The sequence below is a fragment of the Leisingera sp. MMG026 genome (assembly GCF_021654205.1).
Taxonomy (GTDB): Bacteria; Pseudomonadota; Alphaproteobacteria; order Rhodobacterales; family Rhodobacteraceae; genus Leisingera.
This window is the reverse complement of the sequence record NZ_JAKFZM010000027.1, coordinates 1-17,833: the sequence shown is the minus strand read 5'-3', so window position 1 is coordinate 17,833 and position 17,833 is coordinate 1. Positions and strand designations below refer to the sequence as shown.

Sequence of the window (17,833 nt, the reverse complement as noted above, 5' to 3'; positions counted from 1 at the left end):
AAGAGCAGTCAACGTGTCAGGAGCCAACCAATATGGCGCAGCCAGACCGCAAAACCCGGCCGCAGTTTTCCCAGCCGGTGCGGCAGATCATCATGATGCTGATCGCACTGGGGTTGTCCGGTTTTGGCGCCTTTGTCGCCTTGCCGCGGGTGCTGCCGGTGTTCGAGGCCAACCCTTGGCTGAACGGCTTTATCGTCTTTGTCTTTGTGATCGGGGTGCTGGCCTGTTTCTGGCAGGTGGTGCAGCTTATCGGCTCGGTGCGCTGGATTGAACGTTTTGCATTCGGCGATACTTCGGATGAGCGCCGGACGCCGTCAATGCTGGCGCCCTTGGCCTCGCTGCTGCGCTCGCGCGGGGCGCGGATGCAGCTGGGATCGGCCTCGACACAGTCCATTCTGGACTCTGTCGCCAACCGCATCGATGAAGACCGGGAAATTACCCGGTATATCGTCAACCTTCTGATTTTCCTTGGCCTTTTGGGAACCTTCTATGGTCTCGCTACTACGGTTCCTGCCGTGGTCGATACCATCCGCAGCCTGGCACCGCAGGAAGGCGAAGAGGGGCTGTCTGTCTTCAATCGCCTGATGACCGGACTGGAGGCGCAGCTGGGGGGCATGGGGGTCGCCTTTGCCTCCTCGCTCCTGGGACTGGCTGGCTCGCTGATCGTCGGCCTGCTGGAACTGTTCGCGGGCCACGGCCAGAACCGGTTCTACCGCGAGCTGGAGGAATGGCTGTCTTCGATCACCCGGGTCAGCTTCTCCTCGGGCGAGGACGGCGCCGGCGATAGCAGCGTGGTCTCCCAAGTGCTCGACAACATGGCCGAGCAGATGGACGCGCTGCAGGCGATGTTTGCCGAAACCTCCGAAGGCCGCGCAGCGGTGGATCAAAAGCTGGGCGATCTGGTGGAAACCATTCAGGAGATGAACCGCCGCCAGGAGCAGACCGGCACAGTCACCGCAGCATTGGACCGGGTGGCCGTCGGGCAGGAAGCCCTGACCGAGATCCTGCGCGCCCATAGCGAACAGGGCGGTATCGACGCCGAAAGCCGGATGCGGCTGCGCTCGATCGACGTGCAGATGCTGCGTATCCTCGAGGAAATCTCGGCCGGCCGCCAGGAAAGCCTGAGCGAGCTGCGCAAGGATATCGACCTGTTGGTCAGGGCCTTCGCCCGCCCGCGCGGCTTGTCCCGAGGCGGTGGTGCAGGCCGGGACGCGGGGGATTAACCGATGGCCCTTTCCCGGCGCACAGGGCAGCGATTCCAAGCCTCGATCTGGCCGGGGTTTGTCGATGCGATGACCGGGCTTCTCTTGGTGCTGATGTTTGTTCTGACCATCTTTATGGTGGTGCAATTTGTCCTGCGCGAGACGATTACCGGCCAGGAAAGCCAGCTGGATGAGCTGTCTGCGGAGGTGAGCGCGCTGGCCTCGGCCCTGGGTCTGGAGGAGCGTGAGAACAGCCAGTTGAACGCCCGGCTTGGGGCGCTGACGTCAACCCTCAATACTGCTGAACAGGATCTGGATCAGGCGCGCAGCCTGATCACCTCCCTGACTGCGGACCGTGACCGGCAGGCAGGTGAACTGGCCGCGGCCGCCAGCCGGATCACCAGTTTTGAGGCGCAGGTGGCGGCCCTGATCGCCAGCCGCGATGCCGCCCGGACGCGGGTCGCGGATCTGAGCGCCGAACGCGCAGACCTGGAGGCCGCGCGCGCGGAATTGTTGAGCGAACAAGAGGCCCTGAACCTGGCCCTGTCGCAAGCCCGCGGCGAGATTGATCTGCAGGCGGAGGCCGCCCGGCTGGCGGCGGCACAGCGCGAGGCGATGGAAGCACTGATCGCCAGCCTTGAGGCCGAGGGCAGCGAGCAAACAACCCGGATTTCCGAATTGCAGGATCAGCTGGGCGATGAAGAAGCCGCCCGTCTGGTTGAGGCCGCCGCCGCCGAAGCCTTGCGGGACAGGCTGCAGAATGCCGACGCCGAACTCACAGCAATGACATTGGCCTTGGAGGCGCAACGCCAGGAGGCGGAGGATACGCTGACACTGCTGGCCGCCGCTGAAACTGCCAGGACACAGCTGGACGCGCAACTGTCTGAACTGGAGGCCGCCCGCGCCGGATCTGATGCAGAGGCCGGGAAGCTGGCGGCAGAACTGGCCGAAGCCAAGGCCGCTTTGGCTGCTGCAGAGATCCAAGCCGGGGAGCTGGACGTTCTGCGTCAGCGGCTGCTTGCGGCTGTCACCGCACAGCAGAGCGCAGAGGGCAGCGCCACGGAGCAATTGAGCCTGGCCGAAGAACGCGCAGCCCTATTGGCGCAGGCGCGTTCGGCCTTGTCTGAGGAACAGGCCATTTCCGAAGAGGCCCGCCGTGAAACCGCGCTGCTGAACCAGCAGGTGGCGGCCCTGCGTGAACAGCTGGGCGGCCTGCAGGCCATTCTGGACGACTACCAGGGCCGGGATGCTGCCCAGCAGGTGCAGTTGCAGAACCTGGGCCAGGATCTGAACGCAGCACTGGCCCGTGCCGCTTCGGAAGAGCGCAAGCGGCGGCTGCTGGAAGAGCAGGAGCGCAAGCGGCTGGAAGCCGAAGCCGCGGCCCTCGCCAGCAAGGCGCAGGATCTGGAACGTTACCGTTCGGAATTCTTTGGCCGGTTGCGGGATTTGCTGGGCACCCAAGAGGGTGTGCGCATCCAGGGCGACCGCTTCGTCTTTGCCTCCGAAGTGCTGTTTGCACCGGGCAGCGCCACTCTTTCACCTGCGGGGCGGGTCGAAATTGCCAAGGTGGTTTCAATTCTGCAAAGCGTCGTGGCAGCGATCCCGCAGGAGATTAACTGGATCATCCGGGTGGATGGCCATACCGACACTTCGCCGTTGCTGGGACATCCGAAATTTACTGACAATTGGGAGCTTAGCCAGGGCCGGGCGCTTTCGGTGGTGCGTTATATGGTAGAGGCGCTTGGGGTGCCGCCGTCGCGGCTGGCGGCCAATGGGTTTGGCGAATATCAGCCGGTGAATCCGGCGGGCACAGCCGAAGCGCGTGCCCAGAACCGGCGGATTGAGCTGAAGTTCACTGAAAAATAGGCGAAAACGCAGTTGAGGAGGAGGAGTATGTGCTGCGCTGTGTGCAACCGGTAAGCTGCGCGTTTTGCCAGCCCTTCGGTGGCCTGCAGGGTGCAACCCGCTTCACTAATGGAGACAAGCTACTAGTTACGCACGGGTTGCGGCCCCGCCGGGCAGCAGGGCCTCCTTAAATCTATTGCAAATTCGGGAGTTATCAAATCCTGGCACCGGAAAATGCAGAACAGATGCAGTCGCAGGATCCGCAGGCGAGGCCTCCCGCCCGGCACTGGCCGCCCAAGGGCAACCGTGCCCGTTGGGCCCGGCAGCGGCCAGGGCTTGCGCCCCGGCCGCTGCCGCCGCGTATCTGGTAAGGCCTGATACTTTGAACCCGGTCACTTTGAACCGGAAAACTGTGGGGCCGGCTACTGGGAGGCGGGGTCTTCCGGCGGTGCGATCACCATGCTGCGGGTAAAACTGTCAACCTGCCGGCCTTCCCGCAATAGACGGGCCGTGCCGGTATAGGTGCCTTCCGGCCATTGCCCGCCGCGCAGGCGGCGGCCGGCAGCGCGGAAAAACTGGGCCTGATTTTTGTTCAGCCCTTCGCTGTGGGAGATAAGTTCGCCGCCGGGGCCTGTCACCGTCAGCTCAAGCTGGTCGCCTGCCAGACCGCCAAACGCGTAGGCCCAAAAAACAAACGCAGGTGCATCTGCAGCCAGCGGTGCGGCGTCCGCGGTGCCCGCCTTGATCGCACTGTATTCAGGGATCGCCGCGCTGAAACCGGCCCCCAGCACACCGCCCGCCTGATAGGCCGGCGGATCCGCCCAGAGTGTCTTACCGGCGGGGGTGCCGCAGCTTTCAAGGCTTTCCGGTGCAAAAGGATCCACCACCGCGCCATCCTTGCGCACAGACAAATGCAGATGCGGGAACTGGGTCTTGCCGGAAAGCCCGGCCTCGCCCAGGATATCGCCAGGCTTGACTTTCATGCCGCTTTCCACCCGGAGCGAGCCGCGCTTCATGTGGCAGTACTGGGTTTCCCATCCGTTGCCGTGGCGCAGGACCACCCCGTTGCCGCATTCCTTACCGTCAATCTCTGCCGCATTGTCATCGGTGGCATATTGGTCCGCCATGCCGTTGCGGGTTCCAAGGACAACACCGCCTGCCGCGGCACGCACCGCGACGCCGGCCTGCATGTCCGACAAGTAGGGCAGGGCGATATCCGTTCCCTTGTGGCCATCATAACTCAGCGTGCCGCAGGTGAAATCCGTGGCACCGGGGCCGGGATCGTGGTCGACGAACTGCTGAATGTGGCAGGTGCCGCCCAGGGTGCAGTCCAGCGGGAATTGCAAAAGAAAATCGCCCGCCGCGGCGGGCGCGGCGAGCGATATTGCGGTTATCAGCGCGGCAAGGCGCATCAATCTGCTGTCAGCAGCGGCGGCTTGTCACCGGATATCCGCGGCTTGCTTGGCCCTTCCAGGCGCAGTTCCAGTTTGCCGTCCTTGATGCCGACCTTGACGATACCGCCTTTGGTCAGCTTGCCGAACAACAGCTCCTCGGCCAGCGGTTTTTTGATGTGCTCCTGGATCACCCGGCCCAGAGGACGTGCGCCCATCCGGTCGTCATAGCCCTTGTCGGCCAGCCATTCCGCCGCCTTGCGGGTCAGCTCAATCGAAACATTGCGGTCCATCAGCTGGGCTTCCAGCTGCAGCACGAATTTCTCGACCACCTGCAGGATCACTTCTTTGCCGAGCGGTGCGAAGGAAATCACCGCATCCAGGCGGTTGCGGAATTCCGGTGTGAAGGTGCGCTCGATTGCGGCGGTGTCTTCACCCTCGCGGCGGTCGCGGCCAAAGCCGATAGCGGCCTTTGCCTGTTCCGACGCGCCGGCGTTGGAGGTCATGATCAGCACCACGTTGCGGAAATTCACCGTGCGGCCGTTGTGGTCGGTCAGCTGACCGTTGTCCATCACCTGCAGCAGGATGTTATAGACATCCGGATGCGCCTTTTCCATCTCGTCAAGCAGCAGCACGCAGTGCGGGTGCTGGTCGACGCCATCGGTCAACAGGCCGCCCTGGTCAAAACCGACGTAGCCCGGAGGCGCGCCGATCAGGCGGGAGACCGCGTGTTTCTCCATGTATTCGGACATGTCAAACCGCAGCAGTTCCACCCCAAGCGTATCCGCCAGCTGTTTGGCCACCTCGGTCTTGCCGACGCCGGTGGGGCCTGCAAACAGGTAGTTGCCAATGGGTTTTTCCGGCTCCCGCAGGCCTGCACGGGCCAGTTTGATCGCACTGGACAGGGCAGTAATGGCATCGTCCTGGCCAAAGACCACGCGTTTCAGCGATTTCTCCAGGTCTTTCAGCACTTCGGCATCGTCTTTCGACACGCTTTTCGGCGGGATGCGGGCGATCTTGGCAACCACGGCCTCGATCTCTTTGACGCCGATGGTCTTGCGGCGCTTGCTCTCGATGATCAGATGCTGCGCGGCGCCGGCCTCGTCAATGACGTCGATGGCCTTGTCCGGCAGCTTGCGGTCGTTGATGTAACGGGCCGACAGTTCCACCGCGGTCTTGATTGCATCGCCGGTGAACTTGATGCCGTGATGCTCCTCGAAATAAGGCTTCAGCCCCTTCAGGATCTCAATGGAATCTTCCACCGTCGGCTCGTTCACGTCGATTTTCTGGAACCGGCGGGCCAGCGCGCGGTCCTTCTCGAAATGCTGGCGGAACTCCTTGTACGTCGTGGAGCCCATGGTGCGCAGCTTGCCGCCTTGCAGCGCCGGTTTCAGCAGGTTGGAGGCATCCATGGCGCCGCCAGAGGTCGCGCCGGCCCCGATCACGGTGTGGATTTCGTCGATGAACAGCACCGCGTCCGGGTGGTCTTCCAGCTCGGTGACCACGGCTTTCAGGCGTTCCTCAAAATCACCGCGGTAGCGGGTCCCGGCCAGCAGCGCGCCCATGTCGAGCGAATAAATGGTGGTCTGCGCCAGAATTTCCGGGGTTTCACCGGACACGATCCTGCGCGCAAGCCCCTCGGCAATTGCCGTTTTGCCAACGCCGGGGTCGCCCACGAGCAGCGGGTTGTTCTTGCGGCGGCGGCACAGCACCTGGATGCAGCGCTCCACCTCGTGGTCGCGGCCGATCAGCGGGTCGATGTCGCCGTCGCGGGATTTCGCATTCAGGTCGACGCAGTATTTCGCCAGCGCGCTTTCCTTCTTTTCGCCCTCAGGCGCGGCCGTGATGCTGTCTTCTTCCTGCTCGGTTGCGCCGGTGACCGGGCGGGGTTCCCCAAAGGCCGGGTCCTTTGCCACGCCATGGGCGATAAAGTTCACCGCGTCATAGCGGGTCATTTCCTGGTCCTGCAGGAAGTATGCCGCATCGCTTTCGCGTTCAGCAAAGATCGCCACCAGCACATTGGCGCCTGTCACTTCGGTGCGGCCTGAGCTTTGCACATGGATTGCGGCCCGCTGAATGACCCGCTGGAAGGCGGCGGTCGGCACCGCTTCGGATCCGTCGATGTCGGTGACCAGATTGGCAAGATCCTCATCCACGAATTCCACCAGCGAGGATCGCAATTCGGTCAGATCGACACTGCAGGCGCGCATCACACGGGCCGCGTCGGGCTCGTCGATCAGGGCCAGAAGCAGATGTTCCAGGGTTGCGAATTCATGACGGCGTTCATTCGCCAGCGCCAGCGCTGCGTGAATGGCCTGTTCCAGGGTGCTCGAGAATGAAGGCACGGGCGTGCTCCTCTGATCTTGGGTTGGCCGGATGGGGCGGTATTAACCAACCCCGCAGTTCAACCATGTGCTTATAAGGTTAGAGTTTGGTTGATAGCGCGCCAGCTTCAAGGGCTTTTCTTCATTTTGGGGTCACAATTATTTTCTCCCTGTTGCGCCCCGATACCCTTGATTTGGTCAAAAATTGTCTTTGCGCCGGCGGATTTCGGCAAAAACCTCAGCGTCTTCAGCATCTTCCATGCGAAGGTGCGCTCTCACGGCACTGTCACCGGCGCGCAGGAACGGATTGGTGTCAAGTTCCAGCTGCAAGGATGACGGAACCGTAGGCATGCCGTCGTTCCGGGCCTTTGCGATATCACGTATACGCGCCTGCAACGCCGGGTTGCCGGGGTCGGCGGTGACTGCAAAGGCACCGTTGGACTGGGTGTATTCATGTCCTGAATAAACGATAGTGTGCGGCGGCAGCGCGGCAAGCCGCGACAGGCTGGCCCACATCTGCTGCGGGCTGCCCTCGAACAGCCGCCCGCACCCCAGCGCCATCAGGCTGTCAGCGGTGAACACGGCATTTGAACCGGGCAGATAAAAGGCAATATGGCCAACGGTGTGACCCGAGACATCCATCACCTGCACCTCTTCGCCCAGCAGCGTGAAGCTGCCGCCGTCCTTAACGGCCATATCCAGATCCGGCAGCCGGTGGGCGTCGGCTGCAGCGCCGATCACCTTGGCGCCATAGGACTCCTGCAGGTCGGCTACACCGTCGATATGGTCCCAGTGGTGATGGGTCAGCAGGATCCAGTCCAGCCCCCAGCCGCGCGCCGATAGCGCCGCCTTGATGGCGCCTGCTTCGGGCGCATCCACCAGCGCGGTCTCGCCTGATGCAGGATTGCGGATCAAAAAGGCATAGTTGTCCGACAGGCACGGCAGGGTGATGATCTCAAGAGGCATGGTCATTCGCCTTTACATTGCTAAACTGCGCCCAGATTGGCCGAAGCAGCAGGCACCCGCAATGCATCTTGATGTTCAGGATCTCAGGAACTTCTATTACCGCAGCACCCTGGGGCGTGCGGCGCAGGCGTCGATCCGCGGCCGTCTGCTGGATATCTGGCCAGGCACCGAAGGGCTGACGGTGGCGGGCTTCGGTTTTGCCGCGCCGCTGCTGCGTCCCTACCTGCCCGAGGCGCGCCGGGTGATGGCGCTGATGCCGGGGCCGCAGGGGGTGATGCAATGGCCCGCGGGGCTGCCCAATGTCTCGGTCCTGTGCGAGGAGACCAGCTGGCCCGTCGACACTGGCAGGATCGACCGGCTGGTAGTGATGCATGGTCTGGAGACCTCGGAGCGGCCAACAAAGCTGCTGGAAGAATGCTGGCGGGTGCTGGGTCCCGGCGGGCGGGCCATTTTCGTCGTGCCAAACCGGGCCGGGCTTTGGGCGCGGTCGGATCTGACCCCGTTCGGCTTTGGCCGCCCCTACACTCTGCGCCAGCTCGAAGGTCAGCTGCGCGAGCACCAGTTCGCCATCGAACAGCACACCGCGGCGCTGTACCGGCTGCCTAGCCACAAACGGTTCTGGCTGAAATCCGGCGCGATGCTGGAAAAAATGGGCCGCAAACTGCCGGCGATGCTGGCCGGCGGCGTGTTCATGGTCGAGGTCAGCAAGCAGACCCACACACAGCGCGGCCACATGGTCGGCACCAAGGTCCGCAGCCGGATCCGGGTGCTCGAAGGTCTGTCCAACCCGATGCCGGAACCGGCCTGACGCGTCCGGGGCTGATCCGGCCCGTCTATGGCTGATTTCGATTCCCTGAAACTGCGGGTTCGGCGCCAAGAGGCGCTGAAAAGACGGGTTCTGGTCCGATATGTGACGAAATCGGCCGCAAATGCCGCTTTCCGGAATCGCCAAATCCTGCAGTTCAGCCGCACTTTTTTATTTCTCGACTGTGGTCAAAGGGCCGCACTTGCCTTAAGTCGTTGAAAACGCTGTAAACATGCTTCTTCGAGTTGCCGTTTAGGCAGTTGATAGGTCGCATCCGCTCTGCTAGACCCACGCTGATTTCAACGCCCCGCTGCCAATGGGGGATGACTCACGCCCCCGGACGCCGCCTGTGGCCGGGTACGCCAACCGGGGCCAATAACATATCGGAAGGGTGGACGTGTCCGAACCAGCTTCGATTTCTGCAGGCATTGCCGCGCGCTATGCCACGGCGGTGTTCGACATCGCGCAAGAAAACAAGGCGCTCGACAGCCTTGAAACCAGCATCAATGACCTGGCAGCCGCGCTGGCTGACAGCGACGACCTCAACAGCCTGATCCAGTCGCCGCTGGTGTCGCGCGACGAGCAGGGCGCCGCAATCACTGCGGTGGCTGACAAGATGGGCCTGGATCCCGTCCTGCGCAATACCCTGGCTCTGATGGCCGACAAGCGCCGTCTGTTTGTGGTGCCCGCGCTGATTGACGCGCTGCGCGCCCGCCTGGCTGAAGCCCGCGGCGAAATCACCGCCGAGGTGGTGTCTGCCAAGGCGCTGACCAAGACCCAAAGCGAAAAGCTGGCCAAGACCCTGGCCGAGCGCGTGGGCAAGAAAGTTACCATCAATGCTTCCGTCGATGCCTCCATCATCGGCGGACTTGTCGTTAAAGTGGGCTCGAAGATGATCGACAGCTCGATCCGCTCCAAGCTCAACTCCCTACAGAATGCAATGAAAGAGGTCGGATAAATGGGTATCCAAGCAGCAGAGATTTCTGCGATCCTGAAAGACCAGATCAAGAATTTTGGTCAAGAAGCAGAAGTGGCTGAAATCGGCCGCGTGCTGTCCGTCGGTGACGGTATTGCCCGCGTTTACGGCCTCGACAATGTTCAGGCCGGTGAAATGGTCGAATTCCCCGGCGGCATCATGGGCATGGCGCTGAACCTGGAAAGCGACAACGTCGGTATCGTGATTTTCGGCTCCGACCGCGACATTAAAGAAGGCGACACCGTCAAGCGCACCAACTCCATCGTGGACGTGCCGATCGGCAACGGCCTGCTGGGCCGCGTTGTGGACGGCCTTGGCAACCCGCTGGACGGCAAGGGCCCGATCGAAGACGTGACACGCGGTGTTGCGGATGTGAAGGCGCCGGGCATTATCCCGCGTAAGTCGGTGCATGAGCCGATGGCGACCGGCCTCAAATCCGTTGACGCGATGATCCCGATCGGCCGCGGCCAGCGTGAGCTGATCATCGGCGACCGTCAGACCGGTAAAACCGCCGTGGCTCTGGATGCGATCCTGAACCAGAAATCCTACAACGACGCCGCCGGCGACGATGAGAGCAAGAAGCTGTACTGCGTTTACGTCGCGGTTGGCCAGAAGCGCTCCACCGTGGCCCAGCTGGTGAAGAAGCTGGAAGAAACCGGCGCGATGGAATACTCCATCGTTGTGGCTGCAACCGCATCCGACCCGGCGCCGCTGCAGTTCCTGGCACCCTATGCCGCAACCGCAATGGCGGAATTCTTCCGCGACAACGGCCGCCACGCGCTGATCATCTATGATGACCTGTCCAAACAGGCTGTTGCTTACCGCCAGATGTCGCTGCTGCTGCGCCGTCCGCCGGGCCGTGAAGCCTATCCGGGCGACGTTTTCTATCTGCACTCCCGCCTGCTGGAGCGTTCGGCCAAGCTGAACGAAGACTTCGGTGCCGGCTCGCTGACCGCGCTGCCGATCATTGAAACCCAGGGCGGCGACGTGTCGGCGTTTATTCCGACCAACGTGATCTCGATCACCGACGGCCAGATCTTCCTGGAAACCGAACTGTTCTACCAGGGCATCCGCCCTGCCGTGAACACCGGTCTGTCGGTTTCGCGTGTGGGTTCCTCGGCCCAGACCAAGGCGATGTCCTCGGTTGCCGGCCCGGTGAAACTGTCGCTGGCCCAGTACCGCGAAATGGCTGCGTTCGCGCAGTTCGGCTCCGACCTGGACGCCGCCACCCAGCAGCTGCTGGCCCGTGGTGCCCGTTTGACCGAGCTGATGAAGCAGGCCCAGTATTCGCCGCTGACCAACGCCGAAATCGTCTGCGTGATCTTTGCCGGCACCAACGGCTACCTCGACAAAGTCGACGTCAAGGACGTTGGCCGCTACGAGGAAGGCCTGCTCAGCCACCTGCGCGGCAAACATGCCGACCTGCTGGCGGACATCACCAACAACGATCGTAAGGTGAAGGACGAGCTGGCGGACAAGGTAAAGGCTGCGCTGGACGAGTTCGCCGCTAGCTTCGCTTAAGGGGAGGATAAGGCTATGCCGAACCTTAAGGACCTTAAAACCAGGATCGCGTCGGTCAAATCGACCCGCAAGATCACAAAAGCCATGCAGATGGTGGCCGCGGCGAAACTTCGCCGCGCCCAGGAAGCTGCCGAGGACTCCCGTCCCTATACCAAGCGGTTCAATGCCGTGATGGCAGGGCTGGCGGCCTCGGTCGGCGGCAGCGAGTCAGCTCCCAAGCTGCTTCGCGGCACCGGCAGCGACCAGACCCATCTGCTGGTCGTCATGACCGCCGAGCGCGGCCTGTGCGGCGGCTTCAACTCGAACATCGCCAAGCTTGCCCGCCAAAAAGCGGCCGAGCTGAAGGCTGCGGGCAAGACGGTCAAAGTACTGACCGTCGGCAAAAAGGGCCGTGACGCCCTGAAACGCGACCTGGGCGGTGACTTCGTCGGCCATGTGGACCTCAGCGAAGTCAAACGCATCGGCTATGCCAATGCGCAGGGCGTCGCCAAGGACATCCTGACCCGGTTCGATGCTGGCGAATTCGACGTTGCCACGATCTACTTTGCGGAGTTCGTCAACGTTGTGACCCAGATCCCGACCGCCCAGCAGATCATCCCGGCCTCTTACGAGGGCGGCGAAGGCGACGCCGATGGCGCATCTGCGGTTTATGACTACGAGCCCGGCGAAGAGCAGATCCTTGCGGACCTGCTGCCGCGCGGCGTGGCTACGCAGATCTTCTCGGCACTGCTGGAAAACGGTGCATCCGAACAGGGTGCCCGGATGAGCGCGATGGACAACGCCACCCGCAACGCGGGCGACATGATCGACAAGCTGACGATCCAGTACAACCGCTCGCGCCAGGCCGTGATCACCAACGAGCTGATTGAAATCATTTCGGGCGCTGAGGCGCTCTAAGAGACAACCGGAGACCAACAAATGGCACAAGCAAAAGGTAAGGTGACCCAGATCATCGGCGCCGTTGTGGACGTCCAGTTTGACGACCACCTGCCCGCAATTCTGAACGCCCTGAACACTGAAAACGACGGTAAGACCCTGGTTCTGGAAGTATCCCAGCACCTCGGCGAAAACACCGTCCGCTGCATCGCAATGGACGCGACCGAAGGTCTGGTCCGCGGCCGCGAAGTAACCGACACCGGCGCACCGATCTCGATTCCGGTCGGCAACGCCACACTGGGCCGCATCCTGAACGTTGTGGGCGAGCCCGTGGACGAAAAGGGCCCGGTGAACGCAACCGAGACCCGCGCGATCCACCAGCCCGCACCCGAGTTCAACGAACAGTCGACCGAGTCGGAAGTTCTGGTAACCGGCATCAAGGTCATCGACCTGCTGGCGCCTTACTCCAAGGGCGGCAAGATCGGCCTGTTCGGCGGCGCCGGCGTGGGCAAGACCGTTCTGATCATGGAACTGATCAACAACATCGCCAAAGTGCACTCGGGCTATTCCGTGTTCGCCGGTGTTGGCGAGCGGACCCGTGAAGGCAACGACCTGTACTGGGAAATGATCGAATCCAATGTGATCAAGCCGGACAACCTGGAAGAATCGCAGGTTGCTCTGGTCTACGGTCAGATGAACGAGCCTCCGGGTGCGCGTGCCCGTGTGGCGCTGACCGGCCTGACCCTGGCCGAGCAGTTCCGCGACCAGTCCGGCACCGACGTTCTGTTCTTCGTGGACAACATCTTCCGCTTCACTCAGGCGGGTTCGGAAGTGTCCGCACTGTTGGGCCGTATCCCGTCCGCTGTGGGTTACCAGCCGACACTGGCAACCGACATGGGTGCCATGCAGGAACGCATTACCTCCACCAAGAACGGCTCGATCACCTCGATCCAGGCCGTCTACGTTCCCGCGGACGACCTTACCGACCCGGCACCGGCAACCACCTTTGCCCACCTGGATGCGACCACCGTTCTGAACCGGGCGATCTCGGAACTCGGCATCTACCCCGCTGTGGACCCGCTCGACTCCTCGTCGCGCCTGATGGACCCGCAGATCGTTGGCGAAGAGCACTACAAAGTGGCGTCCGACGTTCAGCAGATCCTTCAGCGCTACAAGTCGCTGCAGGACATCATCGCGATCCTCGGCATGGACGAACTCTCGGAAGAGGACAAGCTGACCGTTGCGCGTGCGCGTAAGATCCAGCGTTTCCTCTCACAGCCGTTCGACGTGGCAAAAGTCTTCACCGGCTCTGACGGCGTTCAGGTTCAGCTGGAAGACACCATCTCGTCGTTCAAGGCTGTTGTGGCCGGCGAATACGACCACCTGCCCGAAGGCGCCTTCTACATGGTTGGCGGCATCGACGAAGTGATCGCCAAAGCCGAGAAGATGGCTGCGGAAGCCGCCTAAGACTGGAACTCCCCTGCGCGCAGCCCGTGCAGGGGAACCCTGAAAGGAGGCCCCAATGGCACAAACGATGCAATTCGACCTCGTGAGCCCCGAGCGGAGCCTTGCTTCGCTGCAGGCCAGCGCGGTCCAGATTCCCGGTGCGGAAGGCGACATGACGGCAATGCCCGCCCATGCGCCCACCATCACCACCCTGCGCCCCGGCGTGCTGAAGGTCGAAAGCCCGGAAGGCAATTCGGAGTATGTGGTGACCGGCGGCTTTGCGGAAATCGGCGGCGACAGCCTGTCGGTTCTGGCCGAGCGCGCGATTCCGATGGCGGAAATGACCCGCGATCAGATGGCCGCGCTGATTGAAGACGCCCGCGAGATGTACAAGACCGCAAAAGAGGAAGACCAGCCGCACGGGCTGGTCGAGGACGCAGCCAAGCTGCTCGCCGACATGGAAGCCCTGGGCACCCATATGTCCCTCTGATCCAACCCGCGGATTGGACGATTTTGAAACCGGCTCCTATTGGGGGCCGGTTTTTTTTGGGAAATGCTGTTTGGATAATCGCTTGGCGGTGCTGAGCGTTGAGGAGGCCGCGCGCACTCTCGAAGCGGCATCTGGTCCAGGGCTGAGATACCGGGCGGGGTTCAGTGTGGCCTATGGCGGCGGGCTCAGGGCAAGCGAGTTCACGCATCTGAAAGCCGGTGAAATCGTGCCGGAGGCTCGCCTCCGGCGCGGCAGTGACCGCATGCTGATCCTGGCGGGCCGTGGCAAAGGCCGAAAGGACAGCCACGTGATGCTGGCGCCGGGCTTGCTGGATCTGCTGCGCGGCTATTACTGCAAAGCGCGCCCGGCCGGATGGTTGCTTCCGGGGCGCGACCGGGTCGATCCGATCCCGACGCGGAAATTCAACCGGGCCTTCGGGGCGGCTTGCGACTTTGCCGGGATCAAGAAAAAGGTCTCGCCCCGCACGTCGTGTCGAAGGCGCGCCTGCGACTTGCCGGCGGATGGCACCCGCTGGATCGCTTTTCGCCCCGGTTTTTTGCTGCCGGAGAAGGTTCTGCCGCGTCTGTTCCGGCGTTTGTTCCTCGAAAGGCTGGCCAGGCTGCACAAGGCGGGGAAATCGACGTTCTTCGGCAATCTGTCAGAGCAGGCCGGCCCGGATACCTTCGGGGGCCATCCCAGGCCACTGCGCAAAGCCCGCTGGGCCGTGTCGGTCAAACCACCCTTCGGCGGCCCCGAAGCCGTGCCGGCCTGCCTCAGCCGCTGCACCCGCCGGGCCGCCATCTCCCAACGCCCAAATCCCGCGCTGAAACAGGCCCAAGGCGCCGGAGAAAAGGGCTGACCGGCGGTATCGGACCGGAAGTACCAGCCTGCCTGCACTGATCGGCGCCGCAGGCTTCGCAGCCCAGCCCATCGGCTTTCCAAGCCCTGAACCGCAATCCCCATAGCACCGGAATCCGCCCGCGCCTTCCTCGTTGTCAGATTTATCGCCGCTGCCGCTCACGCTGACAGCAGCCACAAACCTTAGACACCGACGAAACCGTTCACGCGGTATTGGCGCTTGTGGCGGTTGGATCGCGCTGATTTGTACTGTGGATTCGGCGAATAGGCGTGCCGGTCTGACGATTGGGACCTTCTCAATTGTCAGACAGGAGGTTTCGTTGTCAGACCAATATATTCCCAAACTACGCCAGCGGTTTGCCGAAGACATGCAGATCAAGGGGCTTAAGCCCAAAACACAGACGATGTATCTGCGTGCGATGCGTGATTTCACACGGTTTCCGGGGTGCGCCTGATAGCGCAAAGCCAGCTGAATTGCGCGCCATTCAACTGAATATGAAGGAGCGCGGCGCCGGCGCGCCGACCTTCAACAACCGGTTGGCGGTTATGAGCTTTTTCTTCGCGACTGCCTGCCCGCGCCCGGAGACGAAGCGGCACATGCGCTATCAGCGGGCGGCGAAGAAGATCCCGGTCGTGCTGAGCGCCGAAGAAGTCACGCGCATCCTTCAAGCGGCATCTGGTCCAGGGCTGAGATACCGGGCCGCGTTCAGCGTGGCCTATCGAGGCGGGTTGCGCGCCAGCGTGGTCACGCATTTGAAGGTCGGTGACATTGACAGCGGCCGCATGCTGATCCGGATCGAGCAAGGGAAGGGTCGCAAGGACCGCCATGTGATGCTGTCGCCGGGCATGCTCGACCTAGGCCGCAACTACTACCGTGAGGCACAGCCAAGAGGGTGGATGTTCCCAGGCCGCAACCGGATCGTTCCGATCTCGACGCGTCAGTTCAACCAGGCTCTTGGGGTGGCATACGATTTTGCCGGGAGCGGCAAAAAGATCTCGCCCCATACACTGCGGCATAGCTTTGCCACCCATCTGCTGGAAAGCGGGGCCGGCATGGGCGTGATTCAATGACCGGCTGGACCTGTCGCGGTTTTGTGCCGCCCCAGGTGCTCGGTTAAGCCACCTTTCGTTCGAATGCGACCGGGCTTTTCCGGCCCAGTGCTGTGTGTCGGCGTCGCGGATTGTAGAAGCCGTTGATGTATTCAAAGATCGCCATCTCGGCTTGCCTGCGAGTTTCCCATGACCTTCGCCAGATCAATTCTGCCTTGATGGTTTTGAAGAACGTCTCGACGGCCGCATTATCGTAGCGGTTTCCTTTCCCGCTCATCGATACCTTGAACCCGTTTTGGCGTAGGATCTTCTGATAGTCCTGAGAACAGTATTGCGATCCACGATCCGAGTGGTGAATGCAGCCTTTCGGCGGTGACCGGAATGCGATGGCCATCGTCAGCGCCCGGATCGCCAGATCCCGTTTCATTCGATTACTCACCGCCTAGCCGATGACCCGCCCGGAGTGCAGGTCCAGGATCACTGCGAGATACAGCCAGCCTTCACGGGTCCGGACATAGCTGATGTCACCGGCCCATTTCTGGTTCGGCTGATCAGCCGTGAAGTCCCGATCCAGCAGGTTGAGCGCGATATTGAATTTATGGTCACTGTCCCCCTCTCGGCTGATTGCTTCGCAATCGCCTGCCGGGCAATGGTCGTCACCTTGTGTTTGCGCGTTCTGACAACAGATATGCCGGTCTGGCGCATTAGGCGGCCCGCACGACGGTGCCCGATATCCAGACCGATCTCTTTCAGCTCCTCCGTCATCCGTGGCCTGCCATAGCTGCCCAAGCTGAGGCGCGACTGTTCCTTGATATGCGCCAGCGTCACCAGATCACTGCGCTGTCTGCAGCTGGCCGGACGGCTGCGGAAGGTCCGCAAACCGCGCGGACTAACATCCATGACATCACACAGCCGGTGGGTGGGGAAGCTGTCGCGGTGTTCCTCGATGAACCTGAACCTCATGGCCTTTGGCCCGCGAAGAACTGCGTTGCCTTTTTTAGGATCTCCCTCTCCTCCTTGAGAACGCGGTTCTCACGTCGAAGCCGTTCATTCTCTTGGGCCAGGCTCAAATCCTCGTTCGACACTACGTCAGTGTCTCGGTGTGCCATGATCCATTTGTTAAGCGTTGACAGGCCAACACCAAGATCATCAGCAACCTGCTTGCGTGTAAGTCCGCTGGTCAGCGCTATGCGCACCGCATCAGCTCGGAATTCGTCCGTCCGTTTCGTTCCCGCAGTTCGTCTCATTTGGCGCAGTAAAGGCTATCAAAGGGGCGGCATCAAACCGCGACAGGTCCACTTTGACCGCAAGAGCCAAAACAGCTTCGGCCCATTGATGAGTCAAGATTGAACGAACGAACTCAGTATTGGCTTGTAGGGCATGCCTTCATGCACATGTGATCAATTCCGGTTAGGTAGGGCAGCCCCCTCCTTCCAGCAACGTCCATGATGTGAAGAACGGGTTGTCACCTTCCTCATAAAGCAGTGCTGACAACCATTTAATCGCGCACACAGCCATTCCAGGTGTTTTGAAGCTCCAGTATTCGTCCTGGATTTGTTCTGCCACAGGAAACAGCCAGATTAATTCGGCATACAGGTCAGTCTGTTCGTAGGGGCTGGCTCTGCTTCCTCGAAACGCCAGAAATTTCTCGCGCTGCACCGTGACAACAGCACTTTAACGGAAGGATTTTGTGATAGCTCGATATTGCTGCTAATTGAAAAACTCGGGATAGATCGGGCGAAGCGCAAGCAACTGTATTGTTCAGACGGTCTGAGCGGCCAAAACCCTGTCGTGGTGTCCCCCTATTGCGCCCGTAGCCCGCTGGAGTTCGTCCCGATTTCTGTTAGTGTCCGAGCCCGTGGTGTAATTTCCGCGCCTTCAACGGTGTGATCCTGGGTGGCCATCAAGGTGTATGGTCGAGGTGGAGTTTCGACGCTTCAGCCACGACCCGCACGGAGACCCCGATGACCAAGACCATCATGGGCCTTTCCGAGCTTCTCGCAAAGCAAGATGGCGGCGGCTTTCTGCGTGCCGTGGCGGAGGCAGTTTTACAGCTGATCATGGAGGCCGACGTGGAAGGCCA

At 61.7% G+C, this 17,833-nt stretch carries 15 protein-coding genes and 1 pseudogene; 11 read left to right on the top strand and 5 right to left on the bottom strand.

Going from position 1 to position 17,833, the window contains the following annotated elements; genetic code table 11:
• Window positions 1-32: 32 nt before the first annotated feature.
• Both L1069_RS15285 and L1069_RS15280 read left to right on the top strand, forming a co-directional pair.
• Window positions 33-1,223: a biopolymer transporter ExbB gene (locus L1069_RS15285; protein WP_237456233.1), complete on the top strand. Its 1,191-nt coding sequence runs from the start codon at window positions 33-35 to the stop codon at window positions 1,221-1,223.
• Window positions 1,224-1,226: 3 nt separating this feature from the next.
• Window positions 1,227-3,068 (top strand): peptidoglycan -binding protein, encoded by a 1,842-nt coding sequence (locus L1069_RS15280; RefSeq protein ID WP_237456232.1) that lies wholly within the window; start codon window positions 1,227-1,229, stop codon window positions 3,066-3,068.
• Between the two features lie 401 nt (window positions 3,069-3,469).
• Here the strand turns inward: L1069_RS15280 and L1069_RS15275 are convergent, their stop codons facing one another.
• The 3 genes from L1069_RS15275 to gloB all read right to left on the bottom strand — a co-directional run bounded on the left by L1069_RS15275 (window position 3,470) and on the right by gloB (window position 7,734).
• Window positions 3,470-4,459 (bottom strand): M23 family metallopeptidase, encoded by a 990-nt coding sequence (locus tag L1069_RS15275; protein ID WP_237456231.1) that lies wholly within the window; start codon window positions 4,457-4,459, stop codon window positions 3,470-3,472.
• Window positions 4,459-6,783, bottom strand: a complete 2,325-nt coding sequence (clpA, locus tag L1069_RS15270) for an ATP-dependent Clp protease ATP-binding subunit ClpA (protein WP_134830328.1) — start codon at window positions 6,781-6,783, stop codon at window positions 4,459-4,461. Before clpA ends, L1069_RS15275 begins: the two co-directional genes overlap by 1 nt.
• Before the next feature lie 177 nt (window positions 6,784-6,960).
• The gene (gene gloB / locus L1069_RS15265; RefSeq protein ID WP_237456230.1) at window positions 6,961-7,734 is read right to left on the bottom strand and encodes a hydroxyacylglutathione hydrolase; all 774 of its coding nucleotides are present in this window, start codon (window positions 7,732-7,734) and stop codon (window positions 6,961-6,963) included.
• Window positions 7,735-7,789: 55 nt separating this feature from the next.
• Between gloB and L1069_RS15260 the strand changes: the two genes are divergently transcribed.
• The 9 genes from L1069_RS15260 (at window position 7,790) to L1069_RS15225 (ending at window position 15,771) form a co-directional block, all read left to right on the top strand.
• Window positions 7,790-8,536, top strand: a complete 747-nt coding sequence (locus L1069_RS15260) for a methyltransferase domain-containing protein (RefSeq protein WP_129370167.1) — start codon at window positions 7,790-7,792, stop codon at window positions 8,534-8,536.
• A 394-nt stretch (window positions 8,537-8,930) separates the two neighbouring features.
• Complete coding sequence (locus L1069_RS15255; protein WP_129370168.1) at window positions 8,931-9,491, top strand: F0F1 ATP synthase subunit delta; 561 nt, start codon at window positions 8,931-8,933, stop codon at window positions 9,489-9,491.
• On the top strand, window positions 9,492-11,030 hold the full coding sequence (atpA, locus tag L1069_RS15250) for a F0F1 ATP synthase subunit alpha (protein WP_129370169.1): 1,539 nt from the start codon (window positions 9,492-9,494) through the stop codon (window positions 11,028-11,030).
• 15 nt (window positions 11,031-11,045) lie between these two features.
• Entirely contained in the window at window positions 11,046-11,927 is an 882-nt protein-coding gene (locus L1069_RS15245; protein WP_129370170.1) for a F0F1 ATP synthase subunit gamma, read from the top strand.
• A 21-nt stretch (window positions 11,928-11,948) separates the two neighbouring features.
• A complete protein-coding gene (atpD, locus tag L1069_RS15240; protein WP_129370171.1) occupies window positions 11,949-13,373 on the top strand; it encodes a F0F1 ATP synthase subunit beta in 1,425 nt (474 codons plus the stop codon).
• A 55-nt stretch (window positions 13,374-13,428) separates the two neighbouring features.
• Window positions 13,429-13,842, top strand: a complete 414-nt coding sequence (locus L1069_RS15235) for a F0F1 ATP synthase subunit epsilon (protein ID WP_129370172.1) — start codon at window positions 13,429-13,431, stop codon at window positions 13,840-13,842.
• Window positions 13,843-13,912: 70 nt separating this feature from the next.
• Window positions 13,913-14,701: a transposase gene (locus L1069_RS15230; protein ID WP_237456229.1), complete on the top strand. Its 789-nt coding sequence runs from the start codon at window positions 13,913-13,915 to the stop codon at window positions 14,699-14,701.
• A 319-nt stretch (window positions 14,702-15,020) separates the two neighbouring features.
• Entirely contained in the window at window positions 15,021-15,155 is a 135-nt protein-coding gene (locus L1069_RS24175) for a hypothetical protein (RefSeq protein ID WP_275423080.1), read from the top strand.
• Between the two features lie 19 nt (window positions 15,156-15,174).
• Window positions 15,175-15,771, top strand: a complete 597-nt coding sequence (locus L1069_RS15225; protein ID WP_237456228.1) for a tyrosine-type recombinase/integrase — start codon at window positions 15,175-15,177, stop codon at window positions 15,769-15,771.
• A 43-nt stretch (window positions 15,772-15,814) separates the two neighbouring features.
• On the opposite strand, the pseudogene L1069_RS15220 reads toward L1069_RS15225, so the two are convergent.
• A pseudogene (locus tag L1069_RS15220) lies at window positions 15,815-16,997 on the bottom strand (IS3 family transposase).
• Window positions 16,998-17,160: 163 nt separating this feature from the next.
• On the bottom strand, window positions 17,161-17,409 hold the full coding sequence (locus L1069_RS15215; RefSeq protein ID WP_237456227.1) for a hypothetical protein: 249 nt from the start codon (window positions 17,407-17,409) through the stop codon (window positions 17,161-17,163).
• Window positions 17,410-17,833: the final 424 nt, after the last annotated feature.